Here is an 18,412-nt window from a genome sequence, read left to right on the forward strand (position 1 = left end):
TAATTAGGAAATAGTTTTTAGTCTCTTTTTGTCCGTTTTTATTCTTCCTGCGAACCGGTTGCTCTCTTAATAAGAGAGCGATGTTTCATTTACACCTGGCAGTCACACTTACAAAATGAAGAGTCAAATGCTTATTTGATGAACTTAATTATAGTCTTTGTTATATGAAAACATGCATTTTGTTTTGTGGGTTTCATCCTTTTGCTTATCTTTGAGGGTGTTATAGAGTTGCATAATTATGCAATCGCTCTCTTATTAAGAGATATGTTTTCAATGTACTCTTAGCCAACTTGTATGGTGTAGGAGTAGAACTGTTCGGAATGTATCCGATTTACGCAAATGAGGAATTTTAAAGCTGTTTTTACATCCAAGAATGGAAAAAAAGAAAGTAAATCTCGGCGTCGTATGGAAAAATGAATATCTTTGCGCATAGTATCAATCAAATGCCGAAGGGTTATGGTGAAAGTTTATTCTTGTAGTTTTTTTCTCCTGTTCTTGGGGATATTGTGTGTTATTCCAGTTCAAGCCGGGAAGAACAAGGGAAATTTGAGTAATTTAGTTTGTTTCGTACGTTTCTTGGATGAGGATAACGACGAGATGTTCGAGCATCCTTTTTCGATGTATGAACAGTTGTTTAATGACGCTACGTCAGGGGCGAATTCCGTATACAGCTATTTTCGTGAGGCTTCTTACGGGCAGCTTTCTTGGAAAAGCAGTTTTTATCCGAAGGCGGTGGACGGAAAGGTCATTTCTTATCGTGCCAACAGGGAGCGGGGATATTACAAGCCGAAAGGGGAAATCAACGACATAGGTTATGAGGACGAGGTGGACAAAGCGGCGCGGGAACAAGCCCTTATCCGCGAAGTGGCGGCCTGGCTTTCCGATGCGCTTCCGGAGGACGCAACGTTGGATGCGGACGGCGACGGCATCGTGGATAACATGTGTATCGTGCTGAGCGGACGTTCGGACCTCAGTAACAAGTATTTATTGTGGCCCCACCGTTCCGACCTGGCTTTGCCCGATGAAAAGGCCATATATATAAAAGGTAAGAAACTGGTCGGTTACCTGATGGTGTTCGATGATGCGAACGGTTGGGCTTCGTTGGAACCCATACCGTTGAACACCGGAGTGATTTGCCACGAAATGTCGCATTCTCTCGGTACGTATGACCTATATCACGTGAATGACAATTTAAATCCCGTCGGAGTCTGGGACTTGATGTCGGACAATCTTCTTGTACCCCAACAGATGTCGGCTTACACGAAGTATCGCTATTGCGGTTGGTTGGACGAGATTCCTGAGATTTCGGAACCGGGCACATACGTGTTGAACCCGGTCGGGGGAGAGAAGAAAGAGAATGTGGCTTATAAAATCAAGCCCGTCGGTTCCGAAGAATATTTTGTGGTGGAATACCGCCGCAGGGAGGGCAGCACGTTTGACGGCGGCCTGCCGGAATCCGGCTTGTTGGTTTACCGCATCAATCCGGCTTATACGGGCGGTAACGTGAACTATAACGGGACAACCCGTCTGGACGAAGTATACGTTTTCCGGCCAGGCGGTACGGTGACGGCCGACGGGGACATAGAAAAGGCGGCTTTCAGCGAGGAGAGCGGGCGTACGGCTTTCGGGGGAGACGCGGAAGTGAAGCCCTTTTACAGCGACGGTACGGTGGCACGTTTCGCATTGACGAATATCTCGTCGTGCGGCGAGACCCTTTCGTTCAATCTGGAGAACCTGGGACATCAGATCAAACTGTCCGAAGAAGCTGTGACGTTTGGCGGCACGGCGGGCGACAAGCTCGAGTTTTCGGTGGAGGCTGATGTGGACTGGACTGTGTCCGGCTTACCCGATTGGTTGAAACTGTCGCCGCAGCAGGGAGAGGCGGGAAAGACCACTGTCACTTTGGAAACCCTGTCTGAAAATGCCACTGCGCAGACGCGCAAGGCAGAATTGGCCTTCACCTCGCCTTCGGATGCCGGGCTGAAAACCATATTGACCGTACATCAACAGTCCAATGTCATCCTGCCCCCGTCCGGGTTGTCCGCCCGTGTGACGGAGGACGGGAAGGTGGAACTGGCATGGACGGCTCCGCAAGAGGGGGCTCCCGTGTTGTCGGACGGTTTTGAAGATACGGCCAATCCGAATGGTTGGACGATAAAGAACGCCGGTGACAGGGGATGGACGTGGCAGGAGGCTGCCAAGAATTACATGCCTTACAGCGGAAATTATTCCATGTACATGAAGAGTGCTTGGGAGGATAAGCATCAGGACGAACGCCTTATTTCTCCAGTGTTCGCTTATGGCCGTGAATTGTCATTCTGGAGCAAGTCCATTGCTCCGCAGAAGGACATCAAGGACCAATACTATTATGTGGAAGTGAGTACCGACGGAGGGGAAACATGGGCACCGGTGTACGACTTAATCAAAGACTGCGATGTGCTGAACCAATATGTGAAAATCACCATCGACCTCTCCGCTTATCAGTCCGACCGCATGCGCGTGGCTTTCCATGCCTACGATACGAACGATGTGGGATTGTCTTATTGGTGGCAAATCGATGACGTGGAGATTTATTCCGCTCCGTCGGAAACCTTGGTGGAGGGTTATGCCGTATATCGCAACGGTGTCAAATTGGGCGAGACATTGGATGTGAACTTTACGGATGCCGTGCCGCTTGTTGGTGAAAATATCTATACCGTGCGGGCTACCGGAAGTTTCGGCGAGACTTCTGATTCGGAAGCAGTCATATTGGTGTATGACCCTTCCGGCGTGGAAAAGGTAGGGGCGATGCCGGACGTGACGGTCGGGACGGCACAAGGGCGCGTTATGGTACGGTCGTCCGTTCCGTTGCGCCAAGTGCGTCTCGTGACAGCGGAAGGCATGCAGGCAGCCCTTGCCCGTCCTGACGGGAATGTATATATTTTTGATGTGTCCGGGATGAGCCGTGGCCTCTATCTTGTAGTCTGCGAGACCGATGGGGACGGAACGCCTGTCGTGCGAAAGGTTATCTTGAAGTAAAAGAGTAGGTTAAGTCTGTCCTGAAGCCCGTTTCGGAAGAGGGTTGACGACCTTCCGGAAAGTGGAAAATCAATCTGCGCCAAATGAAAAATCAATCGACTGAGATTGAAAAATCATTTGGCGCAGATTGATTTTCGTTTGTGCTGACAGTGATTTCCGCGCCTTCTGAACGGGTTATTGGTAGATGAGGAATGTCAAGTTTTCGGGACGGAAAAGCTCTTGTGCCACGGCATGGAGGCCTTCTGCCGTCAGCCCGTCTATCTTTTGGTATAGACGGTTCAGGTCGCGTGCCCGGTCATAATGCAGGAACGTTTTTCCCATGGCTAACGCCACGTTCTCAAAGCTGTCGTAAGAGATGCCTATCTGACCCTTGATTTGCCGTTTGGCGGCTTCCAACGCATGGGGTGCCAACGGGGCTTCGGCCAATCGTCTCAGTTCTTTCAGCACGAGGCGGCGGCAACGCGCCACGTCGTGAGGGTCGCAGCCGAAATATACGCTCCACAAGCCGGTGTCGGTGTAAGTGGTCATGACGCTTTCCACCGTATATACAAGGCCGTGCTTCTCGCGCAGGCTCAGGTTGAGGCGTGAGTTCATGCCCGGGCCTCCTAAGATATTGTTCAGCAGGTAGAGGCTCAGGTGGCGCGGGTCGCGGGCACTGTAAGCCCGTGCGCCTATCATGACGTGCGCCTGATGGGTGTCTTTGTGCAGCGTGACGGTCTGGGGGCGGTATTCCGGTACAGCCGTGCGTCCGGCATCGTTCCCGTCAGGCCGCGCAGGGGAAGCGTCTGCTTGGAGAAGCGTTTGGAAAGGATGGTTTTCGGGCAAGGAGGAGGCCACCCGTTTCAGGGCTTTGGTGATTTCCCGGCAGGCCTGTGCCGGTTCGATGCGTCCGTAGACGAAGAAGACCATCCGATCGGGACGGTACAGCCGCCGGGCGAAACGTTGGATGTCCTCGCTGCGGAATCCGCGCAGGCGTCCGGCTTCGCCCAGGATGTTACGTCCCAAGGGGTGCCCGCAAAAGATAAGGTTTTCGAAATCATCGAAAATCAATTCAGAAGGCGAATCGTTGTAGCTTTCTATTTCGTCGATGACCACCTCCACTTCTTTGTTCATCTCCGTTTGGGGATAGGTGCTGCCCAATACGATGTCGGCCAACAGGTCCACGGCACGTGCGAAGTGTTCTTTCAGGAAAGCCGTATAGTAAATGGTTTCCTCTTTGCCCGTATAGGCGTTCAAGTCTCCTCCCACGCTTTCCATGCGGTTCAGGATATGCCACGAGCGGCGTCGGTGCGTCCCTTTGAAAGTCAGGTGCTCGCAAAAATGTGCCAATCCGTTTTCGTCCGGCAGTTCGTCACGCGTGCCGGCATCGACGGCGATGCCGCAATATACCACGTCCGTGGCCGACGGTGCACAGATGACGCGCATGCCGCAGGGAAGGGTATGGGTATAGGGAACAGCCGAAGCAGGAGATGTTGTTGCCATGTCGTTATGTTTTGTGTTTAGCCGCACAAAGGTACTGCAAACCACGGGAAAGGAAAAGGAAACAGGCCGTTATTTGCATAAATCGCTCCCACTCGGCAGACTTCGAGCAAGCTCGGTCTGCGCTCGCTTAATCGCGATTTTCCTTTTATTCCGTTTGCTGTCCGCAGTTGTCCGTCCGGTATTTACTATCGGCAAGGGGAAAGTGCCTTTGGGCTTTCCCCTTGCCGGAAAGTTTTATGTTTTGCTTAAAAGAACAGTGCCATGCGGTAGACGGCAAAAGCCGTCACGTAGGCCAGTACGGTGGTGTATGCCGCCGTAAAAATGGCCCACTTCCATGTGCCGCTTTCTCCTTTGACGGCTGCAATCGTGGCCAGGCAAGGGAAATAAAGCAGGGCGAAGACCATGTAACTCAATGCGGCTTCGGGTGCGGTGTGTTGGCTCAGTATTTGTGCCAGACGGGTCTGCGAAGCGTCTTCGGTGGTTTCCGGTTCCGCGTCTTCGGCCGCGCAGTTGTATAGAACTCCCAGTGTGCTGACCATCAGTTCTTTTGCACCGACACCGGCTATGATACCTACGCCCATGCGCCAATCATAACCTAACGGACGGATGGCCGGTTCGATGGCATGGCCTATCCGGCCCATGTAAGATTGTTCCTGTTGTTCGGCTTCCGTCAGCTCACCGTTGCCCGTGGGGAAATGTCCTAAAGCCCAAATCACGATGCTGGCCACCAAGATGATGCCTCCCATCTTACGTAAGTATTGGCGTCCTTTCTCCCACGTATGGCGGCAGACACCGCGTGAACTGGGCAGGCGGTAAGGAGGGAGTTCCATGACGAAATGGCTTTCGTATTGGCGCATGAAAATCTTGCTGAATACCCATGCGACAAACAAGGCCATTCCTGTTCCGAACATGTAAAGGCAGAGCATGACGGTGGAAGCGTTTTGTGGAAAGAATGCCCCGGCAAAGACCACATACACCGGAATGCGTGCGCTGCATGAAATCATCGGAGTGACCAACATGGTAATCATACGGCTTTTGGGATTTTCTATCGTACGGGTAGCCATGACGGCCGGCACGTTGCATCCGTAACCCATCAGCATGGGGATGAAGGATTTTCCGTGCAGTCCCAGCCGGTCGAACAACGGGTCGGCCAACATGGCGGCACGTGCCAGATAGCCCGAATCTTCCAATATGGAGATGAAGAAATAAAGAATCAGGATGTTGGGCAAGAAGACAATGACGCTGCCCACACCGCCTAATATGCCGTCGCAAACCAAAGCTTGCAGCGTGCCTTCGGGCATTTGGCTCTCGCAGAGGGCGATGAGCCATGACACCCCGCCGTCTATCCAGTCCATGGGATATTGTCCGATGGTGAACGTGACCCAAAAGATGAACCACATGATGGCCACGAACAACGGATAGGCTATCCAACGGTTGGCCAACAACCGGTCTAACGTTGTGGTGACGCGGTGGCTGCGTCCGTGTTTCTTGATATAGACCCCGTCGAGTATTTGTCCGATATGGGAGTAACGTTCCTCGTCTTCGTGTTCGCGTTCGGGGCAGGGACAGGCCATGCCACTTCCTTTGTCCGCTTCCATATTTCCCGGTCTGGCTCCTTTCCCGGTACAGTGCGTACAATGTTCCGGGTCGTTGCAACAGGCTGCCTCGTGGGTATGTCCTTGTATGCCCGCACGGTGAAGTTCAATGTGTTGGTTTGCCAGTTCTATGGCTTTTTCCAATAAGGCATCGATGCCCATGCGTTGGCGGGCTACGGTGGGGTAGAGAGGCATGCCTAATCGGCGGCTTAGTTCCTCGATGTCGAGCGTGCTTTGGCTTTCTTCAAACTCATCGTACATGTTCAAGGCTCCGACGAGCGGCAGGTTCCGTTCCTTCAGTTGCATGGTGAGCAACAGGTTCCGCTCCAGATTGGTTGTGTCAAGCACATTGATGACGGCATCTATCCGGCCGCTTTCCAGTTCGTGTGCCACATACGCTTCTTCTGGACTGAAAGCGCGGATAGAGTAGGTTCCCGGCAGGTCGACCAGACGGATTTTCCGACCCTCGAAGACCATTTCCCCGACCACGCTGCTGACGGTCACTCCGCTGTAATTACCGGTACGTTCGTGTCCCCCCGAGGCTGCATTGAAAAGTGAGGTCTTGCCGCAATTCGGATTACCGACCAAAGCTATCGTAATCACTCCGGCTTCGGCCGGCGTGTGGGTGGTGATACGGTGTTTGGACGGACCGCAACTGGGGCATCCCGTGTGGGGGGATGGCGGCACGACGGTTCCGTTTCTTCGTTGATGCCGGTCTGAACGGAGCTTTCGATTCGGGAGGTCTGTGGGGATGCCTGTGGACGGGGTTGGGGCATCCGTTTCCTGCACCGGAGATGAAGCATCCGCTTCTCCCGGAACGGTGACTTGAATTTTTTCCGCTTCGCTTTTCCGGAGTGCGATTTGCCCACCCATCAATTCAAAGACGATAGGATTCCCCACGGGAGAACAAAACAACTTCTTGACTTTTTTCCCCGTAACAAACCCCATTTCGCTCAAGCGGGCTCTGAAGGCTCCGCTGCCTTCTATGTGCGATATCATCACGGTTTCGTTCGTGTTGACATCCGATAATCTCATCATTACTACTTATATATAATTATACAGCGTGCAAAATTACTTGCATTTTCCGGCTTGTGCAATACCTGATAGTGGTGATTTTGTTAAGAATTGGCATAGCTGTGCATGCCGCCAAGCAGATAATTGACTCCGAAGTAGGTCATCAGGACTACGGCGAAGGCAAAGACCATATAGCCATGGAATACCCATGGACGTTGGAAACAGGGCAGACTGTTACGGTGGAAAGAGATGCCGTAAATGATGAACGCCGCAAGTGCCCACACTTCTTTCGGATCCCACGACCAGTAACTGCCCCACGACACGTTGGCCCATACGGCTCCCAACACAATGCCTATGCCCAACAGGAAAGTGCCCGGATATAACAGAAGGCGGCTCAACAAGGTGAGTTGTTCGATTTGTTCTCCCGTAACCGGCGAAGCGGTGTTTTTTTGTTTCCCTATCAGGCACAAGGCCAGGAGGCCGTTCAGAAAGGTGAAAGCAAAAAGGCCGTATGAAATCATGATGAGCGACACGTGCCAACTCAGCCACGGGGATGCCAATACCGGCATGAGGGGCGTAATTTGCGGGTTCATCTCACCCAAGTAGGCCACGAGCAGGGTGAATCCGGAAAGCAGGAAACCGAAAGGCCGGGTGAAAGGGAACCTCCGTTGGAGCAGGCAGGCGGTCAGGAGGACTGCCAGAGCGACGAACTGCATCGTTTCGTATCCGTTGCTCAGGGGGAAACCGCCTCTGATGTAACCGCGCAAGGCGTATCCTGTGGCATGGAACAGGGTGGTGAGGCAGAGGGCTGTGCCCCATACCCGTCGGCTTACGGATTTCTCCTTACGGTTTGTCAACATCCTGAACATGAATAATCCGAAGGCGGCAAAGCCTAAAGTGAGGTTGGCCATGAACAGGATTTTGCTGAAGGGAATACGGTTGTACCACAGTTCGGCGTTGACTTTCTGGCTACTGAGATGTGGAACGTCGGGCGGCAGCGGACGGACGAGCGTGCCTTGCCGGAGCATGAGGATGAGTCCTACTTTTTCGTCCGTCTCCTGTATGGCCTGGGCCAGCTTGCTCCGGTTGCCTTGTTCGCGTTGCCATAAAGGCTGCAACTTGTATTGTGTCCCGTCGAACAAATGATCGAGCGAGGCATATTCTTCTTTCAGGCCCAAAGCGGTGCGCAACTCCTGATTTTTGATGCGGATAATGGGGGTGCGGTTCCATTCTTCGGGGTAGAGCATCCAACTGCTCACCACCTGTTCCGGGGTGATTCCGTGGAAGGTTGGCCGTCCGTATACTTTTTGTACGAAATCCCGTGCAAGTGTGTTGAACGGGGCGACGCGGTCGTTGTAGACCACTTGTTGGATAGCCAGACTGTCGGCTTGTATCCGCTTGACTACGGGCAAGGCCGGGTCGGCTTTCAGTTGAAAGCCCCAAAACAAGGTTATCAGGAACAGTCCGCCTTTCCGAATCAGCGGATGCCTTAACAGACGGCGGAAACCTCCGTCCCGGGCGCACAGCAGGAGCAGGCACCCCAACCCCATCAGGCAGAAACCGGCATAGGTGATGCCCGTCCCCCAAGGGTCATAGTTTACCGAAAGCCAACTGCCTTCCCCGTCTTCGTCGTAGGAAGACTGGTAAAAACGGTACCCTTGTGCAGAAAATATCCGGTTCATGGAAACAATTGGCCGGGCAAAGATGTCACCGTCGATATGTTGGCAGGAGATTTGGCTCACGTAGTCGGCAGGAGCTTCCGTGCCCGGATAATATGCTATACGGAAGCTGTCCAAACGCATCATGAAAGGCAGGCGTGCCACCTGTTTCCGTTCGTTGACATATTCTCCTGTAGGCTGGCCTTTACGCAAGTGCAGTATGCCTTTATGTCCGGTAAAGGCGGTGGTGAGCGCTCCGGCGAATATCACGCCGAAACTGAGGTGAAGGATGAGAAGCGGAAGGTTCTTCCACGTTTTACGGTGTGCGAAAAGTGCGGCCGAAGTGACCACTACGGTGGTCCATAACAGTTTGAACCACCAAGTGCCGTAAACGTAGGTTTGGACAAAAGGCGTGTCGTGGGCATCTTCCACAAACGTGGATATACCGATGCCTGCGGCAGCCAAAAAGAGTAGTATGAAAGGAACTGACTTCATGATGTTGGGGGAATGTACCGGATAAGTCCTTAAAAGTCGCGATACTTTTCGTTGCAACGCTTTTTCACGGCAATACACTCCATTTCGATAAGCCATGTAGGCCGGCATACCGGTGCCAAAGTGATGACTTTCGGCATGTCGGGGAATCGTCGGTCGAACATCTCTTTCACGGTCTGGTAGTCGCAGATGTCGCGCAGGTAAACGATGATTTGCATGACATCATCGAAAGATGCGCCGCCTTCTTCAAGCAGGACTCCTACATTTTCCCACATGCGTTCGGCTTGTTTCACGATGTTGCCCACATGCACCACCTCCCCTTTGTTGTTGATGCTGGCCGTGCCGCTGATGAACACATGGGCACGGTCGCCGTATTCCATGACGGTACCTCGCTCGAAGGTTACTCCGTATTCGTAAGTAGGGTTCAGGTGGGTGGGGGCGTACAAATAGCGTTGCTGTGAGGGCTCAAACCCCGTAAGGGCATACGTTCCCATCTGTACCAAAGCCCGTGTATCCGCAGGCAGTCCGCCGATGCCCGTGCTGCTGATGTAGTGGGTCCGTTCGGTGAGTCCTTGCTCGGCGAAGTTTTCCTTACGTGCTTTCACCATGCCGGCGTATTGGGTGTCTACATCGCGTACGAAAAACCACGTACGGATGCAGTTGCCTGCCAACGTGGCGTTGAAGCTTTGTAAAGTCTCCTCGTAACTGATGAGCAGGGATTCTGTTTGCCAGGCCGAGTCGCCCTTGTGTTCGTGCATGCCCATCTTCCATAAATGGCGGTAACCGTTGTGTTCCGCCACGATGACACCGTTTACATTGGCTACTTTACTGCCTTTTTGCAGATATAGCCACACGGCCACCTTGCTGCCGTCAAGCGGTGGCTGTTGGATGACGGACACGGAACAGTCCGCTTCTTGCTTCATCAAAGGCTGTTGGTTGGTCGAATCGCTAAGGAAGTACCGTTTCAGGATGACATCGGCACCCATGACCTGTGGCAACTGTAACAGCCGTTTTTCTCCTTCGTAGATTCGTTTGAGTTGGCCGTCGAAGAGTTCGGCTTTCGGCTCCACATGCAGCATGGCGTGGAACTCTTCTATTTTACCTTGTGGGGCAAAGGCGGATATTTCCGCAGTTACGCCCAAATCTTCCCAATATACTTTGCTTTTATCCATGTTATTTCTATTTTTTGGCACCTGCATTAATCCATTCGTCTATGAGCCGCAGGTCGGTTGATGATGTTATCATATTCTCGTGGCTGAAACCTAAGCCGAGTTCATTGCCCGGATTGATTACCTTATGCAAGATGCTTTCCTCGGCGTTGCCCGGAATGACACGTATGCCACCGGCAACCTCTGTGGAGGGTTGGTTTACAAGGTTGGCATGGCTCTTGTCGGCCGTCAGGTAAAGTCCGGCTGCAGGAGAGGTACTTCCCCCGTGGCACTGTGCGCAAGTCTTGTCGAATATGTTCTCTTGTATGGCCGCATACATGTGAGCATCCACCTGTCCGGCTTCCATGTAGAGTGTGTCTCCCGAAATCGAGGCCGCATCCAGGCTTTGATACGTCAGGACGCGTTTGCGCAACCGGTTGGTCACACATAGCTCGATGGTTTTCACCTCGCTCCCGATGTTAGGCAGGGTGAGGCTCACGTTGCTGTTCGCGTCGGGGCTGACGAGCACTTGCGTGGTCGCGTATTCGCTGTCTCCGAACCCGGCCAATACAAGTTGGTAATATTCCGGCCAACTGTCCGCACCGGTGATGTGACCGGTCAGTTTGGCCGTAAAACCGGTATGCGTAGCCATGTGTTCCTTCCGTGGGATGGAGCCGTCGTCGCAGGCGGTGAGTCCCATTGCTACAGACAGGAGAACAAATATACCATAGTTTTTTTTCATTGTAAATTCTTTATCGGCTGAATTAACGAATATTAGAAAGAGTATTGCAACTGTATGGTGCCTGAGTGCTTGGCCAGCCCAAGGTCGTCGTTATCACGGTCGAGTTGCGTGTCGTGTCCGGTGCGTCCGATGAACTGATACATAGCTTGCAGTTTCAAGTTGCAGTTCTTGAAGAAATAATTGCATCCTACGGCCGGCATGTTGAGGAAACCATTCGTGTCTACGCCGTTGCGGTTAAAGAAGTCGTAACGTGCGGCAACCTGTACGCGGGGAGCCACGAAATAACCGCCTTGGACGTAGCCGCCCAAGAAATCGTAAGTTTTGTCTATCTTTTGCCGGTCGGTGAATCCCACGTGCATGTAGTAGGCTTCGGCTCCGATGTAAAGCTTGTTCTTCAGCATGGCAAACTCCAGTCCGGCGCGGGTGTCGTTGGTACTTTCGCTCTCGCTTTCCACATTCAGGTTGGCACTTGCGCCTAACATCCATTTGTCTTCGTGCAGACGGTCGGGGTTACCCTGCGTGGAGGGCATGATACCCTTCGGCATGAAAGTGAAACGTCCGGCATAGAGTAGGGACGGGATGTGCCAGTCATCGCTGATGGTTTTCGTAGCCGTGTTGACCGATGCGCCGGTACCGTTGAAGATTCCTATTTCATATCCGAACTTATTGGCCGCAAAACCGTGGATTTCCACGCCGAGGTCGAATCCCGTCCCGATGTTCGGTGTGACGGCGTTCAACGAATAAGGCATGATGACAGCCGCAGTCAACGAAGTCGGGAGTGTAGGCATCATGGTTTCGCCCAACGTCGTCAGGTAACCGTGGGAAAAGGGTGTCTTGAATTTACCGATACGTACGGCAAAAGCTTCTTTCATAGCCACGTCGATCCATGCCTGCTGAAGGATGGCTCCTCCACTGGCAGCCGCATTGATGGAGAGGTTAAACGAAACCTTGCCCCACGCCTTTCCTGTGAATCCGAGTACGGCGTACGGCACGGCAAACCCTGAATTGGCCAAGTTGTCTTGGTTGTAAGCCTTGTCCAACCCTTCGTCGTCGTACCAGTTGATGTGTGCGGCAGTCTGCACCAACAGGTAAGGTTTGAACACAAAGTCGGCTTTCTTCGTCTGGATGGAGAACCCTTCGCGTCCGGCCAGGGACACCACGCCGTTTTCGCTGCCCTCTTCATATTGTGCCATGGCGGCCAGAGGGAGAGCCGCCAATAGGGTCATCGCAAATATTTTTTTCATTGTTTTCTGTTTTTTTCTTTGTTTGATGCTTGTTCTGTCAAGAGGCTTTCGTCGTCTTGTTATAAGGATTGCAGGAATCGGATGAGTGCCGCACGGTCTTCTTTCTTCATCTGTTTGAACAGGTTTTTCGAGGCTTCCCCTTCTCCGCCGTGCCACAAAATGGCTTCGGTAAAGTTACGGGCGCGTCCGTCGTGCAAGAAGTAAGTGTGACCGTTGACCTTTTCCTGTAGCCCGATACCCCAAAGCGGGGTGGTGCGCCACTCATTGCCGCGAGCCAGCCCGCTTACGTAATTGTCGTTCAATCCTACACCCATGATTTCGCTTCCCATGTCGTGAAGCAGGAAGTCGGAGTAAGGGTGAATGGTCTGGCTGCCCAACCAAGTCAGTTGCGTACCTAACAACAAGGTGGAACCACGGGGTTGGGTATGCAGCGTGACGGTATGGCACAAGTGGCATTTGGCTTGGTAGAACATCTCCTCCCCGCGTTTTACCGTCGGGTCATCTACGTCGCGACGGGCCGGTACGCCAAGCCCCTGCATGTACAAGTCCACATCTTCCATTTCTTCCGCACTGATGTCCAACTGGTCGTATGTCAGTCCCATCATGCTTCCGTCCTGCATCTGGAGCTGTCCTTCGCAGATTTCTTCCGGATAGCGGCTGTTCGTGACGCCCAAGTCACTGCTGAAGCCAAGCTCCACGGTCAGGTCGGCATGCTGTGCTTTGTTGCCGCTCAGCCCTAATTGCAGTTTCCCTTTTTCCGTGATATAGTTGGCGCGTCCGCTGATACCGTATTCCGGGTAGTTGCTCTTCGCAGCCAGTTGTTCTATTTCGTGGCGGTCGATGGCCATCATCGGCCCCATGCCGACATGGCGCAACGGGATTCTGACAGTGCAGAACAAGTCTTCGGGCGCGATGCTGTCGGCATACCATTCGCTGATGCTGTATTCGGGATAGCATAGTTCGTAGTATTCCCCGTCGGGGAATGCCCCTTTTTCGTAATGCCATTTGACGTTCAGCTTGCCTTCCGGTTTAACACCGTAAATGGCTTGGTCATGAAGTACGCGTCCGTAGTTCTGGAAAAATGCGCCGTTCTTGCGGCTGATGTACACCAACATGGAAGAGAAACCGTAAGAGCCGCTTCCCCCTTCGCCGAAGCTGCCTCCACCGTTCCATAACTCCGGTTTCGTGCGCCCGGCATTGCGGTGGCAGCTTCCGCAGGAATATCCTGCATAGACCGGACCAAGACCTCCCGAGATGGTACGCGTGTCGTCGTACAGCCCGTCGCCGTCGCGGAAGCGCATGGCATAATCGGGGTCGGCATCAATCCAGTCGGCCTGCGTGTCATAGGCCACGGAACTGTTGAGGAAAATGGTAGAGATTCCGGCCGAAAGGGCGTAACCTTGCGGGATTTCCACGTCCCTCACGTCCAATCCGTCGTCGTCACAAGCGGCGAGGCTAAAGGCTAAGGAGAACAGGGCTAAATATTTTACAGTATGGTTCATTGTGATATGTCTGTTTTTTATAAGTCTTTTTTATACCACATAAGTGAAGACAACCGTTGTGAGGACTGTCTCCACTTTTACACTTATACAGTGCGGTTATGAGTTGGGTTTACTGTGCGGCAACGGTACGCGGGTTACCATCCTTGAACAGCAGGAACTCCAAGGTGTGGAAGCCTCTTACCTCTTGTGAGGCTGTGATTTCTTCTTCCGTGTCACCGTCTTCCCAGTTCAGGTCGTCGAAATTGCCAGACTCCAATATGTTGACGATGGCAACCTGGTCCAAAGGCCAACTGTCCATGTTCGGGTCAAGACCGAGGATGTCTACCGGACCGAACAAGAAAGCTTCGCTCTGTTCCCACGGAGTACGTGCGACTAACCAAGCATCGCAGGCTGTCTCGAAAGTGGCATCACTCGGATTGTTGTAGAAGTTCTGGACGGCAGCGCAGAGGGCGGTGTTCTTTTCTTTCAAGTCCTTATAAGTAGGCAACACCACCTTGTTCACAAAGCCGTTGACTACGCTGTCCATTTCCGCGTCGGTAATGGTTCCGTTTGCGTATGCTGCCTGAATGGCACCTTTTAATTCTTGGGTGAGCGTTATCCCTAAGGCGACACAAGCCGATTGTGCCACAGGTACCTTTGCGTCACCGATATTGTTACGGAACGGTTGCGGGATGGCAAGGATAGCATTCTTAGTACTTTCGATTTCGTTGGCAATCTTCGTGTTCAACGCAGGATTGATTTTTTGTACCAAGTTATACAATGAGTACTGGCTAACCGTGCTGTCCATGCTGTTGAAGTAAGAGTTACGGATGGAACGGATGTTATTGGAGTAGTCGTCGCGTGAATGGAAGCTATACCAAGATTCCACGGCGTAAAGGGCCTCGGTCTGCTGTCCGGCCGTCCATTTGTTGTAGGGGTCGCCGATTTTGGAGTTGCCCACCTCGTCCGTGATTTCCACGCACTTGTCGATAATCTGTTCGATACAGCTCAATGCGGAAGTGTAAGTACCGCCGTTGTGTTCTATGAAAGTCTTTTTGAAAGCTTCTCCGCCTTGGAACGAAGTCTCCCAACTGTCATAGAGGGTCGTGGCATCCTTCTGCAACAGCTTGGCTACTTGGAGTGAGTAGTTGCGCCAACTGGCGGCGTTTTCCGGAGTATAGTTCAAATTTGCGGCAGCGTCGAACTTTTCGTCAGGCTTCGGACCGCCATTGTTGTCATCGTCGTCGCTGCAAGAAGCGGTTGTGAGACTTGTAAAGGCCATTCCCATCAGGAATAAGGCTGAATAGAAAAATTTCTTTTTCATGACTTTGATTTTTTTTGATATGATTTGAAATGATATAGTCTCTTGTTATTTGCTCCAGAACCAACCTACATAGGCCACGCCAATGGCAAATTCATTTTCGCTGTTGTATTTGCCGCTGCCGATTTTACGGGTCGTGTAGTCTGCTTTGAACACCAGGTTCGGCAGGGCCTTCCAGTTCAGGCCGGCTGTCCACATGCTTACTTTTTCTCGGTCATCGGCTCCTTGACGGGCGATTACTTCTTCCTGTGGGTTGTAGTATTCATATCGGGCGAACGGGTAGAGGGCAGGGCATTTGGGAGTGCCTGCTATGCCCTGTAAGTTCAAGCCCAACTCTGTGCCGTAGCTCACTGCCTTCTTGGCGATAGGGACGGCACGGGTATAAGGGCTGTTGTTTCCTAAATTCAGGTTGGCTTGGCTCAGCTTGTCGCTCTTGCCGAGATTGCCGAAGATACAATTTCCACGGAATGTCAGGAAGCGGTTGATGTACTGTGCATCCACCGTATATATCCTTACCGGGATATCGCCGTAACTCGTGTAAGTCGTGGGCTTGTCTGCATTGGCACCTATATTGTTGCAGAAATACCATGAACCTCCCACGCGCAGGCCCGGTACTCCACGGTAATCTACACGTGCCACGTAGGCCGGTGAGGTGAAGTTGTCGTACTCGAAGATGCTGGTCTTGCCGCTTCCGGCCCACGTCTTCCGGTCGAAACCATTGGCGTTGAGGCCGGTCACTACCATAGCCTGGTAGTCGAACGTAGCCCATCCCTTACCTAGCGTACCGAACAATTCAAGACCCGTTTCATGCCAAGTGGAGGGGATGATTTTCGTTTCCCCTTCCGGGCGGCTCGTTCCGAAGAAATTGACGGGTTCGTGGTGGGAATTGGTCAAGCCGACAGGCACGATCAAGTGGCCTACCCGCATGTTGATTTCCGGAAGGATGAGGCGCGTGATGTGGAATTGTTCCAAAGCCACTTCGCCGCCTTTTTCTATTTCCGTTTCGTAATCGCCGTTTTCGCTGTTTTCCAGTTCGTAGGCTGCTCCCGTTCCTCCGCTTTCAAATTCGATTTCGGCTCCTAACACCCATTGGGGAGCGAACTTATAATCGAAAGCGACCACGAAGCGAGGAATGGAAATGGTGTTACGGTTCGTTTTGGTATTTCCTATCTTGTTGCCCCAATAACGGTTGATGCCGTAATCTTTGAAGTTGGCTACCATTTCTCCATATCCGCCCACGCGGAATTTCTCGTAAGTGCTGCTGCCGTCTTCGTCTCCTTGAGCCGAAACACTACTAAAGGCTGTCAGGACGGCCAATGCGGCGGTCAGCAGATTCTTCTGTTGGTTCATCTTGTTGTTGTTTTTTTTGTCTTTTTACACTTTTATTTGTTTTGACGCTGCAAAGTTACCGGGTTGGTTAAAAAACAACAATACACAAAAATGGGCAATCTCATTTGAGGGGGGATTAGGGCGGCATACCTACATGAGGTGTTTTTTACCTAATATTTTTTTGATAATACTCAACTATAGCGATTGTCAGGGTCGTTTTTTTTTCCGTTCTTTGCAAGAAGTTTAACGATTTAAGGTATCATGTCTGAAAAATATAAAGAGACCGACCGTATGGGAGATATCATTTGCGATGATTACCGCATCTTGCAGGTGATTAGTCGGTTCGGGCTTACGTTAGGGTTTGGCGACCATACGGTGAGCGAAACCTGTTTGGCGGCGGGAGTAGATGCCCCCACTTTTTTGGCAGTGGTGAATTTCATACGTCCCAACGGGCGGACGTCGAATCTGTCCGATATTGTGGAGTCTTTGTCGCTCACGGCATTGATGAACTACCTTCGCCGTTCCCATGATTACTTTGTGAAGTTCCGTTTGCCGGCCATCCGGCGCAAATTGATAGAAGCGATAGACTGTTCGGCACGCAACCAGATTGCATTTCTCATCCTGAAGTTTTACGACGAGTTCGCTTCGGAAGTCGGGCGCCACATGGATTACGAAGACAAGCATATCCATACGTATGTGACCGATTTGATGAAGGGCGTGAAAACCAGTCCGGACGTGAACATCCACAAGCTGTCCCATCAGCATCACGACAACCACGCGCAGCTCGAAAAAAGCCTGTCCGAACTGAAAAGCATCATCATCAAGTACTATCCCACGGATAGCAACGCGCAGTTGCTCAACGACGTGTTGATAGACCTTTTCATGACGGAAGAAGACCTGTTCAGCCATTGCCATTTGGAGGACACCTTGTTTCTGGAAGCCGTGGTGCGGTTGGAAGACGAACGCCAGGAACAGGCCCGCGAGGAAAATCCCCAGACAGAGGAACAGGACGGGGAGGATAGCGCGAATGATGCGTTGAGCGACCGGGAGAAAGAAGTTATCGTTTGCGTGGTGAAAGGCATGTCGAACAAAGAAATTGCCGAGCAGTTGTATATATCGGTCAACACCGTGATGACGCACCGGCGTAACATCAGCCGTAAACTCCAGATTCATTCTCCCGCAGGGTTGACCATTTATGCGATTGTAAACGGGCTGATTAACTTGGAAGATGTGAAACTGTAAGGGTGAATGCCTTTTCTTTAAATTAGGTAGACATGGAACATATCGGACTCTTTTGTGCCGCTTCGGACCGGCTTGAGGCAAGCTATTATGACTTGGCCGGGGCTTTTGGCCGCTTCGTGGGAGAGCGCGGCCTGACATTGGTGTATGGCGGAGCCGATTCCGGTCTGATGGAGAGCGCCGCACGCGGAGTGAAAGATGCCGGTGGGCATGTGGTGGGCATTGTACCGTCTGTCTTGGAAACGCGCCGGCGCGTGAGCCGTTATGTGGACGAGGTGGTGCCGTGTCATGATTTGAGCGACCGTAAGGCCATCATGGTGGAACGTAGCGACGTGTTGGTGGCCTTGCCGGGCGGTATCGGGACGTTGGACGAGGTGTTCACCGTGATGGCTGCGAATAGTATCGGTTATCACCGGAAGAAAGTGGTTTTGTTTGCTTTAGACGGATTTTGGGACGGGTTGGTTGCGGTGTTGCAGGAGATGGACCGGCGAGGCTTCGTCAATGTTCCCTTGAGGCAATACCTTGTCGTGGCACGTTCGTGGGGAGAGCTCCAGGCCGTCTTGGCGTAGTTTTTTTGAAGCCCATGGTAAGGATGTAAAAGGCCGGACTGGCTTTTTGCCAAAGTGTCAAATCCGGCTTTCTGAGAATG

At 52.2% G+C, this 18,412-nt stretch carries 12 protein-coding genes; 3 read left to right on the plus strand and 9 right to left on the minus strand.

What is annotated here, in order from left to right; translation table 11 throughout:
* The first annotated feature begins 546 nt into the window (after positions 1 to 546).
* Positions 547 to 3,018, plus strand: coding sequence for a M6 family metalloprotease domain-containing protein (locus AC5RDV_RS05460; protein WP_282747730.1), 2,472 nt, complete (start codon positions 547 to 549; stop codon positions 3,016 to 3,018).
* 174 nt (positions 3,019 to 3,192) lie between these two features.
* Here the strand turns inward: AC5RDV_RS05460 and AC5RDV_RS05465 are convergent, their stop codons facing one another.
* The 9 genes from AC5RDV_RS05465 to AC5RDV_RS05505 all read right to left on the minus strand — a co-directional run bounded on the left by AC5RDV_RS05465 (position 3,193) and on the right by AC5RDV_RS05505 (position 16,545).
* On the minus strand, positions 3,193 to 4,443 hold the full coding sequence (locus AC5RDV_RS05465; RefSeq protein WP_276787558.1) for a M16 family metallopeptidase: 1,251 nt from the start codon (positions 4,441 to 4,443) through the stop codon (positions 3,193 to 3,195).
* 302 nt (positions 4,444 to 4,745) lie between these two features.
* Positions 4,746 to 7,133 (minus strand): ferrous iron transport protein B, encoded by a 2,388-nt coding sequence (feoB, locus tag AC5RDV_RS05470; RefSeq protein ID WP_130893828.1) that lies wholly within the window; start codon positions 7,131 to 7,133, stop codon positions 4,746 to 4,748.
* Between the two features lie 80 nt (positions 7,134 to 7,213).
* On the minus strand, positions 7,214 to 9,262 hold the full coding sequence (locus AC5RDV_RS05475) for a cytochrome c biogenesis protein CcsA (RefSeq protein ID WP_282747729.1): 2,049 nt from the start codon (positions 9,260 to 9,262) through the stop codon (positions 7,214 to 7,216).
* A 29-nt stretch (positions 9,263 to 9,291) separates the two neighbouring features.
* Complete coding sequence (locus AC5RDV_RS05480; RefSeq protein ID WP_040603150.1) at positions 9,292 to 10,431, minus strand: Rid family hydrolase; 1,140 nt, start codon at positions 10,429 to 10,431, stop codon at positions 9,292 to 9,294.
* A gap of 7 nt (positions 10,432 to 10,438) precedes the next feature.
* The gene (locus AC5RDV_RS05485) at positions 10,439 to 11,149 is read right to left on the minus strand and encodes a hypothetical protein (RefSeq protein ID WP_282747728.1); all 711 of its coding nucleotides are present in this window, start codon (positions 11,147 to 11,149) and stop codon (positions 10,439 to 10,441) included.
* 32 nt (positions 11,150 to 11,181) lie between these two features.
* A complete protein-coding gene (locus AC5RDV_RS05490; RefSeq protein ID WP_282747727.1) occupies positions 11,182 to 12,393 on the minus strand; it encodes a porin in 1,212 nt (403 codons plus the stop codon).
* A 59-nt stretch (positions 12,394 to 12,452) separates the two neighbouring features.
* On the minus strand, positions 12,453 to 13,895 hold the full coding sequence (locus AC5RDV_RS05495) for a di-heme oxidoredictase family protein (RefSeq protein ID WP_281528826.1): 1,443 nt from the start codon (positions 13,893 to 13,895) through the stop codon (positions 12,453 to 12,455).
* Between the two features lie 109 nt (positions 13,896 to 14,004).
* On the minus strand, positions 14,005 to 15,198 hold the full coding sequence (locus AC5RDV_RS05500) for an imelysin family protein (protein ID WP_282747726.1): 1,194 nt from the start codon (positions 15,196 to 15,198) through the stop codon (positions 14,005 to 14,007).
* A 45-nt stretch (positions 15,199 to 15,243) separates the two neighbouring features.
* Positions 15,244 to 16,545: a hypothetical protein gene (locus AC5RDV_RS05505; RefSeq protein ID WP_282747725.1), complete on the minus strand. Its 1,302-nt coding sequence runs from the start codon at positions 16,543 to 16,545 to the stop codon at positions 15,244 to 15,246.
* A gap of 240 nt (positions 16,546 to 16,785) precedes the next feature.
* Here AC5RDV_RS05505 and AC5RDV_RS05510 point away from each other — a divergent pair, with 240 nt between their 5' ends.
* Both AC5RDV_RS05510 and AC5RDV_RS05515 read left to right on the plus strand, forming a co-directional pair.
* A complete protein-coding gene (locus AC5RDV_RS05510; RefSeq protein WP_345894535.1) occupies positions 16,786 to 17,766 on the plus strand; it encodes a LuxR C-terminal-related transcriptional regulator in 981 nt (326 codons plus the stop codon).
* Positions 17,767 to 17,798: 32 nt separating this feature from the next.
* A complete protein-coding gene (locus AC5RDV_RS05515) occupies positions 17,799 to 18,332 on the plus strand; it encodes an LOG family protein (protein WP_130893835.1) in 534 nt (177 codons plus the stop codon).
* The last annotated feature ends 80 nt before the right edge of the window (positions 18,333 to 18,412 follow it).

It is taken from the genome of Paraprevotella sp. (assembly GCF_986071375.1).